This is a genomic window from Chryseobacterium sp. BGARF1, from assembly GCF_001677955.1.
Classification (GTDB): domain Bacteria; phylum Bacteroidota; class Bacteroidia; order Flavobacteriales; family Weeksellaceae; genus Chryseobacterium.
This window is the reverse complement of the sequence record NZ_LELA01000003.1, coordinates 17,509-31,617: the sequence shown is the minus strand read 5'-3', so window position 1 is coordinate 31,617 and position 14,109 is coordinate 17,509. Positions and strand designations below refer to the sequence as shown.

Sequence of the window (14,109 nt, the reverse complement as noted above, 5' to 3'; positions counted from 1 at the left end):
ATGAAGAAGATCAACCTAAAATCTCCGTTTGTCATTTTATTGATTGGAACTTTTGCAGTAGCATTGATCCTTGCATTTTCAGGCATCAGATTAGATTTAACAAAAGAAAAAAGATACACGCTTTCAGAGAGTACCATCAAAGTTTTAGAATCGGTTAAAAAACCTTTGACAGTTGATGTTTACCTGGAAGGAGATTTCCCGGCAAGCTTTAAACAGCTTCAGAGTGAAACTAAATTCATGCTTGAAGAATTCAGAAAGATCAATCCGAAAATTGATTTTAAATTTATCGATCCCATGAAAACGAAAATGTCTCAGGATACTTTGATGGCAATGGGAATGCAGCCTTCGGTTCTTCCGGATTTTAAAGATGGAAAAGTTACCCAAATCTATTTATTTCCTTATGCGGTCGTAAAATATAATGGTGGAGGAATTTCTATTCCTTTGGTTGTACAGCAGTCGAATATTAATGCTGATGATCAATTAAGAAAATCTATTGAGAATTTAGAATATAATTTAGTTTCAAATATTAAAGCTGTTGCGACGAATAAGAGAAAGAAAGTCGGAATTTTGGTTAATCAGGATGAATTGAGCCCAACAGAATTTGAAAGCTTTATGAGATTAGCAACAGAAAGTTATGATGCAGGCCCGATTGTTCCTAAAAATAATGTTGAAATTACTCAGGCAGACGTTCCTTTATTGAAACAAATGAGCGCTTTGGTGATTGCAAAACCAAGAAAAGCTTTTACAGATGGCGAAAAAGTAATTTTGGATCAATACATCATGAATGGCGGAAAAACGCTTTGGATGATTGATGCCGTAAATGCTGAAATGGATACTTTAACGAGATCTAAAAAAGTAATGCCTTTCCCAGTTGATATCAACATGACCGATTTCTTTTTTAACTATGGTTTAAGAATCAATACCGCTTTGGTAAAAGATGTAAAAAAATATGCTCTTTTAAAATTGGTTACCGGTGAAGTAGGAGGAAATGCGCAATATACAAGCCTACCGTGGCCCTATTTTCCTTTGGGAATTGCAGAGCATGATCATCCAATCACTAAAAATATCAATCCTGTAAAACTGGAATTTCCTACATCAATTGATACTTTAGGTGGAAGAAAATTTAAAACAAGTGTTTTATTTGAGTCAAGTGAAAGAACTTTATTGAAGCAGGTTCCAAATTATGTTGAGCTGAAAGAAATCGCAAGTGTAGACAGTCTCGGACAAATGGAAAAACCAAGCACGCCAAAGATTTTCGCTGTTGCTTTGGAAGGGAAGTTTAATTCTGCTTATGCTTCGAGAATTGAAAGAAAGTCTTATCCGGAATTTAAAACCTCAAGTCCTGAAAATAAAATGATTGTCATTGCTGACGGAGATGTTGGTAGAAATAAGGTCATTAAAGGAGAGGCCTTACCTTTGGGAGTTGATATGTTGACAGAGGAACAGTTTGGTAACGAACAGTTCTTAAGAAATGCTTTAGATTATCTTCTTGACGATAGCAATCTGATGGAATTGAGAAACAGAAACATCGAAGAAAGGCTTCTAGACCGCAAAAGAATCACGGATGAAAGAACAAACTGGCAATACCTGAATTTACTATTACCTTTAGCAATAATCGGACTTTTAGGAGGATTATTCTTCTGGTTAAGAAAAAAGAGATTCGGATAGAATGATATAAAAAAGAGAAACTGTGAGGTTTCTCTTTTTTGTTTTTATTATTATCACTTATTACGACCTTCATCATTCATTTTGATTGGATTTTGTCATACATCAAAAATGTCGTTGATTACGATTTGATTATGAATAATTCGGTAGATTATTTTGTGATTTTTAATTAGGATATATCGATGATCTAGATTTAATTTTTCAAGATATAATTCCAACTGCCCCGATTCAGGATTTTTTATTAATTGTTTTGTAGAATCAAGGATTTGTTTTCTTATTTTATGAGCAACTTTTCGATTTGCTTTTGTAACATAATAATCGAAAATACTTTTTAAATTTTTAATTGCAAAATTCGTCCAGACAATTTTCATGGTTTACCAATTTGCAGATTGGTTTTCTAAATCTTCCTGAGTCATAAAGTTTCCATTCTTAAAATCCTCTTCAGATTTTTCTATACGCTCGACTAAAGCTTCAGCATTAAATGGTACAAACTCAGAATGATCTTCTTTTTCAAACTTAGTTAGAATATAATTCTCTATTTTCTCAAAGAAACTTTCGTCTTGAAGCTGGGCAAGATAGGTTATCAAATTTAATTTTCGGGTTTGTAAGTCCATCTTTTTGATATTTTAATCAAAGATACAAATTTACAGATAGAATATTTTAAAAGAAATTACTACCGTCCTTTAGCAGCTATCTTGGAAGATTTGAATGTTTTTTTTCGTTGGAAAATACTTTTAGGAAAGTTATTTCTGGCTAAGAAAAAAGAAATTCGGATAGAATTGATATAAAAAAATAGAAACTGTTAGGTTTCTATTTTTTGTTTTAAAGATGATAAAAATTTAATTTTTAATAGTATTATCTGATGTTTTTAAAACGATAGATTTTGCAATTAAATCATTTATTGTTCTGTGCTTTTTATCAGGAAATACCTGTATTAAGTTTGCAATATTCCAAAGACAGATTAATACCAATGGAAGGTATTCATAGCTAAATAGAAAAGTGATTAAAGCAAAGGAAATATCAGGAAGACTTCTCAAAAATGATTGCTTGAAGGTTATTTTTTTGTTTTCACTCATATCCCAAACTTTTACACCAGTTATCATTTTTCCAGGGGTCTGTCCACCGAAAAAGTGAAAAGCAACAAAATAAATTATTAAGATTATTGACAGTACTAAATCACCATAACTTGTCCAGAAATTTAATACCGAATCGGTGTTTTGTGGAATTTTTGTATTATCAATATCAAAAGAATACGTTGTCGGTGGAAGAAAGACCGTTAAGATATAACCAACAGTTAATAATAGAATATAGTCAATAATTTTCGCGAGAAATCTTCTGTAAATAGTATCATATTTTACTTGTTCCATTTTTATATTATTTAAAAAAGTTTTCTGAGCTCATTTCTTTTTCTCCCTTTGAAATTTCTAAAGATAATTTTTCAAATGTGATTGGTTCCCAAATCATAAATTGAATTTTATTATAATTAAGTGAAAAATAAAATCGTTATCGCAAGCCAACCCCAAAATACTGTAACTGGAGCATTACAAAGAATGAGAATATAATATTTCTTTCTATTCTCATTAATTTTTGGAATTATAAAGGCAATATTTAAAATTGTTAAAAAAGCTGCTATTCCATGAAAAGCAAAAACTGTCATTACAGAAAACGCCCAAAGATTGTGTAGTTCTCCAAATCGATATGATTGTGGAACTATTTTGGGTAATAGTAAAGCAGAAACGAATAATGTATTTGATATAGTCGTAAAAAACTTAATGTTATATTTTATTTGCATCAATATTATTAACGGTAAATTTTACAATAATCCATCAAAAATTACTTCAATATCTTGAATGTCATAAGTAACTTCTCCAAAAACAAATTTTATAATTCCTTTTTTATCTAAAATAAGGCTCGTAGGAAACGCTGAAATTTTTAGCTCATCAATTTGTTTTTTAGAATCGGTTATATGCTGGAAATTAAAAGGCTGTTGCTTTATAAAATCATCAATCGTTTTTTTATCATTGAATGAAATCGTGATGAAATTAGCTTTTCCTTTATATTGTTCTTTTAGTTTGTTTAATAAAGGAATTTCTTCGATGCAAGGCGGACATCTTGTAAACCAAAAATTAATAAATGTAGGTTTTCCGTTAAGAAAGTTTTTGTCAAAATTTTTCTGCTTTTCATTCACAAATTTTTCAATCTGAAATCTTGTTCCGATGTATTTTTTTGTGTCTGCATAAGGGTCAAAATCATTTGGAATAGCCATAAGTCTCACAAAGTGAATCGTTGAATCCTTCTTTTCTATAGTTCTGAGTAAAAGCTCTTCTAGATTTCCATTTTTAGCGGTATTTTCTTTAGCTTTTAAATATGTATTTTCATTAGAAGGTTTTGCACCATTTATTCGATAATAGTTTTTTTGTGCAAAAATGTTTAAACTTAAAGTTAAAAGAAAAATGATTTGTAATATTTTCATTAAAAAGTTTTTAGTTATTAATTGTCTTTTAACAAATATAAAACAAATCATAATTAAAAATCACTCAATAAAGAAAAATTACGTCGTTGGATGTCTCGATAAAATCAAGTAAATAGAGGATTTCAAAATAATTTCAAGGATTTAATGATTATTAAACACTAATTTCGAAAAGTTTTTTATAATTTTAGTCTTTTCTTATCCTATGTTAATCATTAAGCCTTTAATTTTTCGGAGGTTTGCAGAGTCAAAACAATAAAATAAAAGTTTTGAGGTTTTATTAAAACAACAAACAACAAACAACAAACAATATTAATATTAAATACATTAAAAAAAATGAAGAAAATTGGCGTAATCGCTTTGGCGAGTTTAGGGTTACTTCTTGCATCGTGTGGTGATAAAAAAGAAGCTGCAACTGCAGGTCAGGAACAGGCAGTAGCTGAAAAGCAAGGTGATGTTTTCACTGTTGATGCAGCAGCATCTAAAGTAAACTGGAAAGCTTTCCACAAAGGAGGTTTTGCTCCACGTTGGGGAACTTTAGCAATTTCTACAGGAGAATTATCTGTTGCTGATAATCAATTGACATCTGGTGAATTTGTAATCGATATGAAGTCGATCAAAGTCGATCCTGCTTCTGTAACTGAAAAAGACAAAAAATATACAGATCTTGAAGGTCACTTAAAAAATGCTGACTTCTTCGACGTAGAAAAACATCCAACTGCTGATTTCAAGATTACTAAAGTTGAAGATCTTGCTGCAGGTGCTCAAAACGCTGTAGAAGGTGCTAACAAAACGGTAAGTGGAAACCTTACTTTATTAGGTAAAACAATGAACGTTACTTTCCCTGCAAAAGTAGAAATCGTAGACAAATCTGCTTCTTTAAAAGCTCAGTTTACGGTAAACCGTGCTGACTGGGGAATCAAATTCGGAACTGACGAAACTGATCCTGCAGAATGGATGATTAGCAAAGATATCGAAATCGGTATCGATGTAAAAGCTGCTCAAAAATAATAAAGAACACCAAAATATGAAGACATCTGTAGCAATGCAGATGTCTTTTTTGTTTTAATTAATGAAATTCTGCCGTCAATTCGAGTGTTTTTCCGTATCGAAGAGAAGGAAAAATATATCGAGAATTTTGGTTAAGAATTAAAAAGTTCTCGATACAAAATTCTTTCAGAATTTCACTCGAAGTGACTGTTTAATTTACTGAGGATTTATAAATTTATTTGATTTTTGAAATTTACTGATATCTTTAAATCTGCTAAATTCTCAAGATCTGCGAGAGAATTATTTAAAGCCTTGTTCTTTTTTCCATTTCCTCAACCTTAATCTCGCATTTGCATAAGGCGAAGAAGTATTCAACTGAATCATTCTTCCCAAAGTATATTTTTCATACCAACTAATTCCGTAAAGTTGGTCATTCGATTTTGAATTGATGAGAACTAAAATTTTTTCTAAAGTAAAATCAAGTTTTAATTTCAATTCACTGAAATCTTCATTTTCGTAATCCAGATAAAATTTCTGTGCGAGTTTTCCGAGTTCATTCCATTTAAATCCGGTCTCAGGAAGATCTACAATTTCGTTTACTTCTTTTTTTGAACTCCATTTTAAAACCAATTCTCCCCAACCAATCAGATAAGAAAGAAGGTTTTTTACCGACATTACGGTTCCTTTTGAATGACCTTCCAAAGTTTTTACATCGCTCAAGTCTTCAGGAATCGAATTGATTAATTCTTCTTTGTTAGACGGAATTGCCATTTGTTAAAATTATTAATATTTAGACAAATTTAAAATGATTCAGTTTTTCAAAATCAGATTTTTCAAAAATATTACTGATTAATCCGTTTTCTAAAGTTACAATTCGGTCGCAAGTACGAAATAGCGTTTCAATAATATGCGAACTAATCATCACTATTTTATTGCTTTGTTTTAGCTCGTAGATGATATCATACAATAGATGAACGCCTTCAAAATCGACTCCGTTAAATGGCTCATCTAAAATATTGATGGGTTTATCGAGCATCAACATTCCAATCAATGCCAGTTTCTTTTTCATTCCGCTTGAATAATATTGCACATATTTATCTAATGGAAGCTGAAATTTTTCAGCGAGTTCAATTGTTTTTGGAAGTTTATCTTTCGAAAAATAAGATAAATATTCTTTTCCTGAAATATAGGGATAGAAGTAGTTTTCCGTTTCAAGGTAAGAAATGTCTTCACGAAGGAGTTTCCTGTTTTGCCATAAAATTTCACCACTGTATTTCTGACTTTGATACAGCGATTCAAACAGTGTTGTTTTTCCTGCTCCATTTTTTCCTAATATACCTACAATAAGACCTTCTTCAATGTTTAAATTTAAACCCTGAAGAACATTTTTATCTTTAAAAGCAACCGCAAGGTTTTTAATTTCCAACATAATTTCTAATGTTTTGTTCTGCTTCTTTTATATTTAAACGAATCATAATCAACGCAGGAATAATCAACATACTGTACACGAAATATTCTATAAACACTGCTATGCTGAAGTAATTGGCTTTTTCGTGATGGTGATAAAGTCTATATTTTCTTGTAATAATTAATAAGAAATAACAATTCATAAAGAAAATATAATATAAAAGATATAAGCTTTCATTAAAATTTAAGATTAAAAATAAAATGTAAGTAGGCAAAAGGAGCGCATTGAAAAAACGGAAATTTTTATATATTTTATCTTTAAAACTCATCTTTTTAAAATAGACCTCAAGCATTTCTTTGTTTTCGTTATTCTCATAAATATGGGATAGGAAATCTAAAAGAAACACTCCACCTAAAATTAAGCTTGCGTGATGATAGGCTGAAGCAACTAGGATGATGTAGGTCACAATAAACATCCATGTGTTTTTTCGCAAATAGCTTTTCCATTCAAACAAATCATTAGAAATGAAATTCCATTGCAGAGTAGGAAAAGGTTTAAATCTGGGCTGTAAAAAGCATAATGAAATAATCGCTAAAAACGCCAGCAAACCAAATTTTTCAATCTTATAATTGATGTTTGCCATCAAAAAAAGCGTGTAAATAAACGCAGATTCCAGAAAAACAATCAATCTCCAATTACTGATAAATGTTTTTTTCAAAAAAGGAATATCTTTTCTGTTGATATGAAAAACCAATACCATTGAAAAATAGAGGAGTGGATAAAAAACAGTTTCCGGTAACTCAACAATCATCAATGCGCCAAAAACCAAAATAACAGGTAAACTGACTTTGGGATTGAAATTAAAAATCCTAAAACTCTGATTAAATCTAAACTGAAAATGTTGATAAATTTTATGCAATGAAATGATTTTAGCATTGAAACAGTTTGAATAATTTAAATTAAACCAAACCATTTTATAAGCTTTCAAAGATATAAAAATCGATTTTAAATATCACCAAATAAGGAAAATTTAGTATCTCAATAAAAAAGAGAAACCCGAAAGTTTCTCTTTTAGAATTTGTTTTTTTAGCAACAATCCCAATTGAACCAGGCTTTTTCAAACTGTTTGTTTTTTAAGTCTTCAGGATTAATAAAGAAATTGGCAACACCCGAATCTCCAAACATAATTTCATCATCGGTATCAATTTGTAATAGCAATAAATCTTGTTTAAGATTTTTGTTGTAATCTCTTACATCTGCTTGGGTAAAATAAGCATAACCTCCTATTTTATGACCGGTTCCATCGATGATTTCGTTCACTTCTTCCTTTTCATTATCGGTAAGGGTTTCTTGAAAATTCCAAAAATCTTGATCATTAAAATTCATGTCAAATCGGAGATCTGCAGAACTTCCATATTCAATTTCTTTACTGAAATCAAGTTTATGTTCACGATAAATTGGTGATTCTTCATATATGTCTTCTGTTAAAAAAGAAAAATCTGTTTGAAATTCTTCAGTAATCGTATCATGAAAAATAACCTTATAATCATCCATATCAAACCATTCGGGAGATACGAAAAATTGCAATATTCCCTCATTGGGATAGCCTTCGAGAAGCGGAACTTCTGCAAAATTGATTTGTGCCCAAAGAGCCATCGGCTTATTTTCTTTATTTTTTGGATATTCCATACTTTTCGGTAAATATGGTTTTCCTAAAAATTTACTTTCAAAAATTTGAAGAGATTCTTCATTTTCAAGAGGAGAGGCAGAAACTTTTATCGTTTCAAGTTTATATTTTTCAAGTTGAGTTTTAAACTCATTAAGAAACTTAGGTATCATTTTATTATTGGTTTGAGAAGTTATTAGTTTTGTTCGAAAGCAGGAATTAAATGCTCCCAATTGAGCTGTTTTGCGTAATCTAAAGCAGTTTTTCCTTTATTTGTTTTTAAATTTTTATCAGCTCCGGCTTCGAGCAGAACTTCTACAGAACTTAAATTTCCGGCAATTGTTTCTCGATGAAGAATAGTAAATCCGTTTTCATCAATATGGGTTAATTCGTTTGGATATTCTTCAAGAAATTTCACAAAATCTTGTTTCATATTTTTGCTCATCGGATGTTCGATGAGGTTTTCAGGCTTTTCTTTTTGTTCATTTACCACTTCCACTTCATTATAATTTCCAAAATTGAGCTGCCACGCCTCATCGTGTTCTCTTCTTTCAGCATCCGACATATCTGCACGCATTTTTTGAATGGTAAATCCACCGTAAGCTTTTGGTATAGGCTCTGAAGTTGAAGAAAATAATTTTGAAAAACCTTTTGCTTTTTTTTGAGTTGGGGTGATGGCAAAAAGCCAGTCGCTGATCTCGTTTAAAGGAATCTCAAAATGATCTCCGGGTTGTATTGTGGTCAAATCGTTGGGTTCATTGATGAGATAGCCGCTTACCGTGTCGCCATCAAAATTGATGTCGTTCATCCACATATGTTCTACGATCTTTTCTCCATCAGGATCTATTTCAGAGAAAGAAGCTTTTACACAGGCAAGATTTAATGCTGGAATGATTCTTCGATATTCCCAAGACAGCTCTCTCCAGAAATATTTAAAGGTTTCCTGCGCTTTTTTGTACGCATCGATCATTTTGGGGTCTCTTCCGTCTGTAAAAATAAACGAGTTATTTTCCATTATATTTTAAATATTTTGTAATCTTAACTAAATAAATATCAAAATCTATTCTTATGAAAAGCATGATGAATAAATAGATATTTAGAAATTTGGTGAAACTAAAGTACGGAAAATATTTAAATGGGAGTTTAAATTAATTTATGTTTAAAGAATTTTAACAATTATAAATTTTCTAAATCTTTTAGAAGATTTTCAGAATTGTATTCATAATCTTTTGGAAGTTCATTTCCGTAAAAAAATATCCAAAATATAACGGAGGTAAGTCTGCAGACTTTTTTCTTTTGTTGAGATTCTTTACATTAGTATGTTGTATTGTGATTCAGATTCAGATTCAGATTTTCCAAAGTTTGTATGATATAAAGAGAGCCTTTATTTTTTTATTAAACCCATTTTGAGCAGGTGCTAAAGGAAATACCAATACAATTAAGAATAAAATAATTTTTTTCATGACTGTGTTTTTGTATTTTTAATATACTAAAGTTTTGTTTAAACTTTTCTTCTATTTCCACATTTGGGACAAAATGCAGCTGTTTCAGTTCTGTATGGCTTTCCACAATTTTCACAATCGGGACCATACATATCTATAAAATGATGCATAATGGCATTGTGATTTGTTTCTTCATAACCTGTTATCTCTTTATAATAATCTAACAGTTTTCTAAAATCGGGAGCTTTTCTTTGTTTTACTGCTTCCTGAAAGCCTTCTGTTAATAACTTTGATGCAATTTTACCCTCCTCGGAATCTAACATGGGAACATCCATTTTACATCTCCAGCAGTATCTTATTTTCATGACTAAACATCCTTTATAAAGTCCTCATACTCATAATAAAACCTTTCAAAGCCATCCATTTTTTCAACAAAAAACTCAAAAGCTTCTTGCCATGTATTTTTGTTGAAAACAGAAATTCCTTCTTTTTCAACCCAAATTCTGCTGATAACTTTTCCGTTTTCTAAAGTATAAAACTCTTCTTTATGAAAATCACCCACAAAATCTTTCAGAATATCTTCTAATGACCATATTTTATTGTAATACGCATCTCTGAAAACCTCATCCTTCATTTCGATATCCAAAGAAACTTCTGCTTTCTTCTTATCTGCATAAAATTTAAATGAAAAATCCTTGATTTTGGTATTATACAAAAGCCATTTTCTCGGAAATGATTTTCCGAAAGCCGTCCAAAATTCTTTTTTTAATTGCTGTGCTTCTTCTTTACTGAACATGAGACAAAGATAAGTTTTTTGCTGGAAGAGGGATGCTGAAAGTATGAAGTTAGTGACATTAAGGTACCTACAATTTGTCATTAATTCAATATTTTTAAACCTCCAGCTTCCATCATCAAACTTCCAACCTCAATATCCAAACTTTTTCTTATTTTTGCTGTAATGCTGTCAAAAAAATCTCAATATGCTTTTAAGGCGCTTTCATATCTTGTAGAAAAGAGAAATGAAGGCCCTGTTCTTATTTCTGAAATTGCAGAAAACAAGAAAATTCCGCTTAAATTTCTTGAAAATATCTTACTTGAACTTAAAAAAGCAGACATCCTCGACAGTAAAAAAGGAAAAGGTGGCGGCTATTTTTTTAAAGAAAATCCCCAAAATGTAACATTGGCAAAAATCATTCGTCTGGTGAATGGTCCTATTGCTATGCTTCCTTGTGTGAGCCTTAATTTTTACGAAAAATGTGCAGATTGTAACGAAGATCATTGTAGTTTGCACGATGTTTTAATCGAAGTGAGAGATGCTTCACTTAAAATTTTAGAAGAAAAAACACTTTTTGATTTAATAGATTAATTAAATCATAATTTCAATTTTATAAGTCTACTTATTTGGTAGGATAGTATTTTTGTTCGATATTTGCTGGTATCAAACAGAAAATTATGTTTTCAAAAAAGGATATCAATACTTTGCAGCAGCTTAATTTGGAGGAAGGATTACAGTTTATCTCCTCTAAGTTTTCAGAAGGGGTTGTTTTCTCAACCTCACTTGGTCAGGAAGACCAGGTCATTACAGATGCTATTTTCAAAAATAATTTACCGATAAAAGTTTTCACCTTAGATACAGGAAGACTTTTCTATGAGCATTACGATTTACTTTCAAAAAATAATTCGCGCTATCAAAAGAAAACTGAAGTTTACTTCCCCGAAGCTTCAGATGTTGAAAAATATTTGATTGAAAAAGGTGTCAATGCTTTTTATCATTCTGTTGAAAACAGGAAAGAATGTTGTTTCATACGCAAAGTAAAGCCCTTGAACCGTGCTTTGGACAATGCTAAAGTATGGATTACCGGTTTACGTTCTGAGCAATCTGAAAACCGTGAAAATATGCCGATCCTGGAGTGGGATGAAGACAGAAAACTATACAAATACAATCCATTGATAAACTGGAATTATCAAGATGTTCTGGATTATTTAGAACAAAATAAAGTTCAGGAATTGTCTTTACACAAAAAAGGTTTCATCAGTGTAGGTTGCCAACCTTGCACAAGAGCCATTGAGGAAGGTGAAAACCCAAGAGCCGGAAGATGGTGGTGGGAAACTTCACAAAAAGAATGCGGTCTGCATTCACATTAATTTTAATTTAATCTTTCAAATAATAATGAGTGACTACAAACTAAATTATCTCGAACAATTGGAAGCCGAAAGCATTTACATCATGCGTGAAATTGCGGCTCAGTTTGAAAAACCTGCTTTGCTTTTCAGTGGCGGAAAAGATTCAATTACATTGGTTCATTTGGCGAAAAAAGCATTTGCTCCGATGAAAATTCCTTTTCCTTTTGTACATATCGATACGGGACACAATTTTCCGGAAGCTTTGCAGTTCAGGGATTATTTTGCTGAAAGTCTTGGTGCCGAATTAATTGTACGAAAAGTAGAAGACACAATTAAAGCTAAAAAATTAACCGAACCAAAAGGAAAATTTGCTTCCAGAAACTGGTTACAGACCCATACTTTATTAGATACGATTGAAGAGTTTCAGTTTGATGCCTGTATTGGCGGAGCAAGACGTGACGAAGAAAAAGCCAGAGCTAAAGAGAGATTTTTCTCTGTTCGTGATGAATTCGGACAATGGGACCCAAAATTACAGCGTCCTGAATTATGGAATATCTATAACGGAAGAATTAACAAAGGTGAAAATGTAAGAGTTTTCCCGATCTCAAACTGGACGGAACTTGATGTCTGGAATTATATCAAAAAAGAAAATATTCAGCTTCCATCGATTTATTTTGCGCACAATCGTGATGTGATTGAGTATGACGGACAATTAATTGCGGTTTCAGATTTTATTCAAATTGACGAAAATGACAAGATTCAAAATAAAAAAGTACGTTATAGAACCGTTGGAGATATGACCTGCACTGCTGCAGTTGAAAGTTCGGCTGAAACTTTAGATCAGGTTGTGAATGAAATTACTGCTTCTAGAATTTCAGAGCGTGGTGAGACCCGAATTGATGATAAAGTAACGGAAGCCGCAATGGAAGACAGAAAAAAAGGAGGATACTTTTAGATAGGTAATGAGCAATGAATAATAAGCAATGCCAAAAAACTGCATATTTTACTCTATGCTTATCATTAAGATATTCAAAAAATGAACGGTGTAAAAAATTACCCATTACCAATTACTCATTACTAATAAAATAAACGTGGACATATTAAGATTTATAACAGCGGGAAGTGTAGACGACGGCAAAAGTACGCTGATCGGAAGACTTCTCTACGACAGCAAAAATATATTGATCGACCAGCTTGAAGCGCTGGAAAAACAATCAAAAAATAAAAACGAAAATGGAGTAGACCTTGCAATTCTTACAGACGGTTTGAGAGCTGAAAGAGAACAAGGAATCACCATTGATGTAGCGTATCGATATTTTTCGACCCCAAAAAGGAAATTCATTATTGCCGATGCACCGGGACATATTCAGTACACCAGAAATATGATCACGGGAGCTTCAAACTCTCAATTGATCGTGATCTTAATTGATGCAAGACAAGGGGTAATTGAGCAAACCAGAAGACATTCCATTATCGCTTCATTATTAAAAATGAAAAATGTGGTGGTTGCAATTAATAAAATGGATTTGGTAGATTATTCTGAAGAGGTTTTCAATGATATTAAAGCTCAATACGAATTGGTTGCCAAAAAACTGAAGCTTGAAAACGTCAATTATTTTCCTATTTCGGCTTTTAACGGCGATAATATTGTTTCAAAATCTGAGAAAACGGATTGGTATCAAGGTTCTACGCTTTTAGATTTCTTAGAAAGTGTAGAAATTAACGAAAACAAAGAAAATGAAAATCCGAGATTTCAGGTGCAGTATGTTATTCGTCCGCAAACTGATGAACTGCATGATTACAGAGGTTATGCAGGTGAGGTGATTTCGGGAATTTATAAGAAAGGAGATGACATTACGGTGCTTCCACAAAATATTCAAACCAAAATCTCAAAAATTGAAACCGGAGGAAAAGAAGTTGATCTTGTATTTACTAACCAACCTGCCGTAATTCATATTGAAGATGATATCGACATCAGTCGTGGTGATCTTTTAGTGAAAACCAATCAACAGCCGAAAGTTGAAAATGAGTTGGAAGCTGTAGTTTGCTGGCTCGACAAAAAAGAACTGAATGAAGGAAATAAATATTTCATTCAGCATAAAAGCAAAACTTTGAAAGCGATTATCAAAGAAATCGAATATAAAATTGATGTGAATACTTTAGAACAAACTCCAATTACTGAAAGTGTAAAACTAAATGAAGTGGTAAAAGTAAGATTGAAAATAGCTTCGCCTTTGGTTTTTGACAGTTTTGAAGACAGCAAATCTACCGGAAACGCTATTCTCATTGACGAGACAAGTAATTCTACCGTTGGAGCGGTGATGATTTTATAAGTTTTTGATTT

General features: G+C 31.6%; 17 protein-coding genes. 6 read left to right on the top strand and 11 right to left on the bottom strand.

Going from position 1 to position 14,109, the window contains the following annotated elements; translation table 11 throughout:
• A complete protein-coding gene (gene gldG, locus AB671_RS00975; protein ID WP_066679537.1) occupies positions 1–1,668 on the top strand; it encodes a gliding motility-associated ABC transporter substrate-binding protein GldG in 1,668 nt (555 codons plus the stop codon).
• 95 nt (positions 1,669–1,763) lie between these two features.
• Here gldG and AB671_RS00970 read toward each other — a convergent pair whose 3' ends face one another.
• The 4 genes from AB671_RS00970 to AB671_RS00950 all read right to left on the bottom strand — a co-directional run bounded on the left by AB671_RS00970 (position 1,764) and on the right by AB671_RS00950 (position 4,138).
• Positions 1,764–2,036, bottom strand: a complete 273-nt coding sequence (locus AB671_RS00970; protein WP_066679538.1) for a type II toxin-antitoxin system RelE/ParE family toxin — start codon at positions 2,034–2,036, stop codon at positions 1,764–1,766.
• Between the two features lie 3 nt (positions 2,037–2,039).
• On the bottom strand, positions 2,040–2,279 hold the full coding sequence (locus tag AB671_RS00965; protein WP_066679539.1) for a hypothetical protein: 240 nt from the start codon (positions 2,277–2,279) through the stop codon (positions 2,040–2,042).
• Positions 2,280–2,504: 225 nt separating this feature from the next.
• Positions 2,505–3,032, bottom strand: coding sequence for an RDD family protein (locus AB671_RS00960; protein ID WP_066679540.1), 528 nt, complete (start codon positions 3,030–3,032; stop codon positions 2,505–2,507).
• Positions 3,033–3,478: 446 nt separating this feature from the next.
• Positions 3,479–4,138: a TlpA family protein disulfide reductase gene (locus AB671_RS00950; protein ID WP_066679542.1), complete on the bottom strand. Its 660-nt coding sequence runs from the start codon at positions 4,136–4,138 to the stop codon at positions 3,479–3,481.
• 333 nt (positions 4,139–4,471) lie between these two features.
• Between AB671_RS00950 and AB671_RS00945 the strand changes: the two genes are divergently transcribed.
• Positions 4,472–5,146 carry a YceI family protein gene (locus AB671_RS00945; RefSeq protein ID WP_066679543.1) on the top strand — a complete coding sequence of 225 codons (675 nt, stop codon included), beginning with the start codon at positions 4,472–4,474 and terminating at the stop codon, positions 5,144–5,146.
• Positions 5,147–5,425: 279 nt separating this feature from the next.
• On the opposite strand, the gene AB671_RS00940 is transcribed toward AB671_RS00945, so the two are convergent.
• From AB671_RS00940 to AB671_RS00910, 7 genes are all read right to left on the bottom strand, one after another.
• On the bottom strand, positions 5,426–5,896 hold the full coding sequence (locus AB671_RS00940) for a ClbS/DfsB family four-helix bundle protein (RefSeq protein WP_066679544.1): 471 nt from the start codon (positions 5,894–5,896) through the stop codon (positions 5,426–5,428).
• A gap of 19 nt (positions 5,897–5,915) precedes the next feature.
• The gene (locus tag AB671_RS00935) at positions 5,916–6,554 is read right to left on the bottom strand and encodes an ATP-binding cassette domain-containing protein (protein WP_066679545.1); all 639 of its coding nucleotides are present in this window, start codon (positions 6,552–6,554) and stop codon (positions 5,916–5,918) included.
• Entirely contained in the window at positions 6,541–7,452 is a 912-nt protein-coding gene (locus AB671_RS00930) for a hypothetical protein (RefSeq protein ID WP_066764703.1), read from the bottom strand. The genes AB671_RS00935 and AB671_RS00930 overlap by 14 nt, the downstream gene beginning before the upstream one ends.
• 167 nt (positions 7,453–7,619) lie before the next feature.
• Positions 7,620–8,372, bottom strand: coding sequence for a YwqG family protein (locus AB671_RS00925; protein ID WP_066678027.1), 753 nt, complete (start codon positions 8,370–8,372; stop codon positions 7,620–7,622).
• A gap of 23 nt (positions 8,373–8,395) precedes the next feature.
• Positions 8,396–9,214, bottom strand: coding sequence for a DUF2314 domain-containing protein (locus tag AB671_RS00920; RefSeq protein WP_066678029.1), 819 nt, complete (start codon positions 9,212–9,214; stop codon positions 8,396–8,398).
• 486 nt (positions 9,215–9,700) lie between these two features.
• Entirely contained in the window at positions 9,701–9,964 is a 264-nt protein-coding gene (locus AB671_RS00915; protein ID WP_228390930.1) for a hypothetical protein, read from the bottom strand.
• Positions 9,965–10,008: 44 nt separating this feature from the next.
• Positions 10,009–10,437, bottom strand: coding sequence for a DUF4268 domain-containing protein (locus AB671_RS00910; protein ID WP_066678034.1), 429 nt, complete (start codon positions 10,435–10,437; stop codon positions 10,009–10,011).
• A gap of 162 nt (positions 10,438–10,599) precedes the next feature.
• Here AB671_RS00910 and AB671_RS00905 point away from each other — a divergent pair, with 162 nt between their 5' ends.
• From AB671_RS00905 to AB671_RS00890, 4 genes are all read left to right on the top strand, one after another.
• On the top strand, positions 10,600–11,007 hold the full coding sequence (locus tag AB671_RS00905) for an RrF2 family transcriptional regulator (protein WP_066678035.1): 408 nt from the start codon (positions 10,600–10,602) through the stop codon (positions 11,005–11,007).
• A gap of 86 nt (positions 11,008–11,093) precedes the next feature.
• On the top strand, positions 11,094–11,786 hold the full coding sequence (locus AB671_RS00900) for a phosphoadenylyl-sulfate reductase (RefSeq protein WP_066678036.1): 693 nt from the start codon (positions 11,094–11,096) through the stop codon (positions 11,784–11,786).
• A 25-nt stretch (positions 11,787–11,811) separates the two neighbouring features.
• Positions 11,812–12,720 carry a sulfate adenylyltransferase subunit CysD gene (gene cysD, locus AB671_RS00895; protein ID WP_066678041.1) on the top strand — a complete coding sequence of 303 codons (909 nt, stop codon included), beginning with the start codon at positions 11,812–11,814 and terminating at the stop codon, positions 12,718–12,720.
• 136 nt (positions 12,721–12,856) lie between these two features.
• Positions 12,857–14,098, top strand: a complete 1,242-nt coding sequence (locus AB671_RS00890) for a sulfate adenylyltransferase subunit 1 (protein WP_066678043.1) — start codon at positions 12,857–12,859, stop codon at positions 14,096–14,098.
• Positions 14,099–14,109: the final 11 nt, after the last annotated feature.

Bases quoted from the DNA above. Each gene is read 5' to 3' on its own strand.
- cysD (WP_066678041.1), top strand. From the start codon at position 11,812: ATGAGTGACTACAAACTAAATTATCTCGAACAATTGGAAGCCGAAAGC.
- AB671_RS00920 (WP_066678029.1), bottom strand. From the start codon at position 9,214: ATGGAAAATAACTCGTTTATTTTTACAGACGGAAGAGACCCCAAAATG.
- AB671_RS00940 (WP_066679544.1), bottom strand. From the start codon at position 5,896: ATGGCAATTCCGTCTAACAAAGAAGAATTAATCAATTCGATTCCTGAA.
- AB671_RS00925 (WP_066678027.1), bottom strand. From the start codon at position 8,372: ATGATACCTAAGTTTCTTAATGAGTTTAAAACTCAACTTGAAAAATAT.
- gldG (WP_066679537.1), top strand. From the start codon at position 1: ATGAAGAAGATCAACCTAAAATCTCCGTTTGTCATTTTATTGATTGGA.
- AB671_RS00935 (WP_066679545.1), bottom strand. From the start codon at position 6,554: ATGTTGGAAATTAAAAACCTTGCGGTTGCTTTTAAAGATAAAAATGTT.
- AB671_RS00970 (WP_066679538.1), bottom strand. From the start codon at position 2,036: ATGAAAATTGTCTGGACGAATTTTGCAATTAAAAATTTAAAAAGTATT.
- AB671_RS00905 (WP_066678035.1), top strand. From the start codon at position 10,600: ATGCTGTCAAAAAAATCTCAATATGCTTTTAAGGCGCTTTCATATCTT.
- AB671_RS00900 (WP_066678036.1), top strand. From the start codon at position 11,094: ATGTTTTCAAAAAAGGATATCAATACTTTGCAGCAGCTTAATTTGGAG.
- AB671_RS00965 (WP_066679539.1), bottom strand. From the start codon at position 2,279: ATGGACTTACAAACCCGAAAATTAAATTTGATAACCTATCTTGCCCAG.
- AB671_RS00910 (WP_066678034.1), bottom strand. From the start codon at position 10,437: ATGTTCAGTAAAGAAGAAGCACAGCAATTAAAAAAAGAATTTTGGACG.
- AB671_RS00960 (WP_066679540.1), bottom strand. From the start codon at position 3,032: ATGGAACAAGTAAAATATGATACTATTTACAGAAGATTTCTCGCGAAA.
- AB671_RS00945 (WP_066679543.1), top strand. From the start codon at position 4,472: ATGAAGAAAATTGGCGTAATCGCTTTGGCGAGTTTAGGGTTACTTCTT.
- AB671_RS00950 (WP_066679542.1), bottom strand. From the start codon at position 4,138: ATGAAAATATTACAAATCATTTTTCTTTTAACTTTAAGTTTAAACATT.
- AB671_RS00915 (WP_228390930.1), bottom strand. From the start codon at position 9,964: ATGTTAGATTCCGAGGAGGGTAAAATTGCATCAAAGTTATTAACAGAA.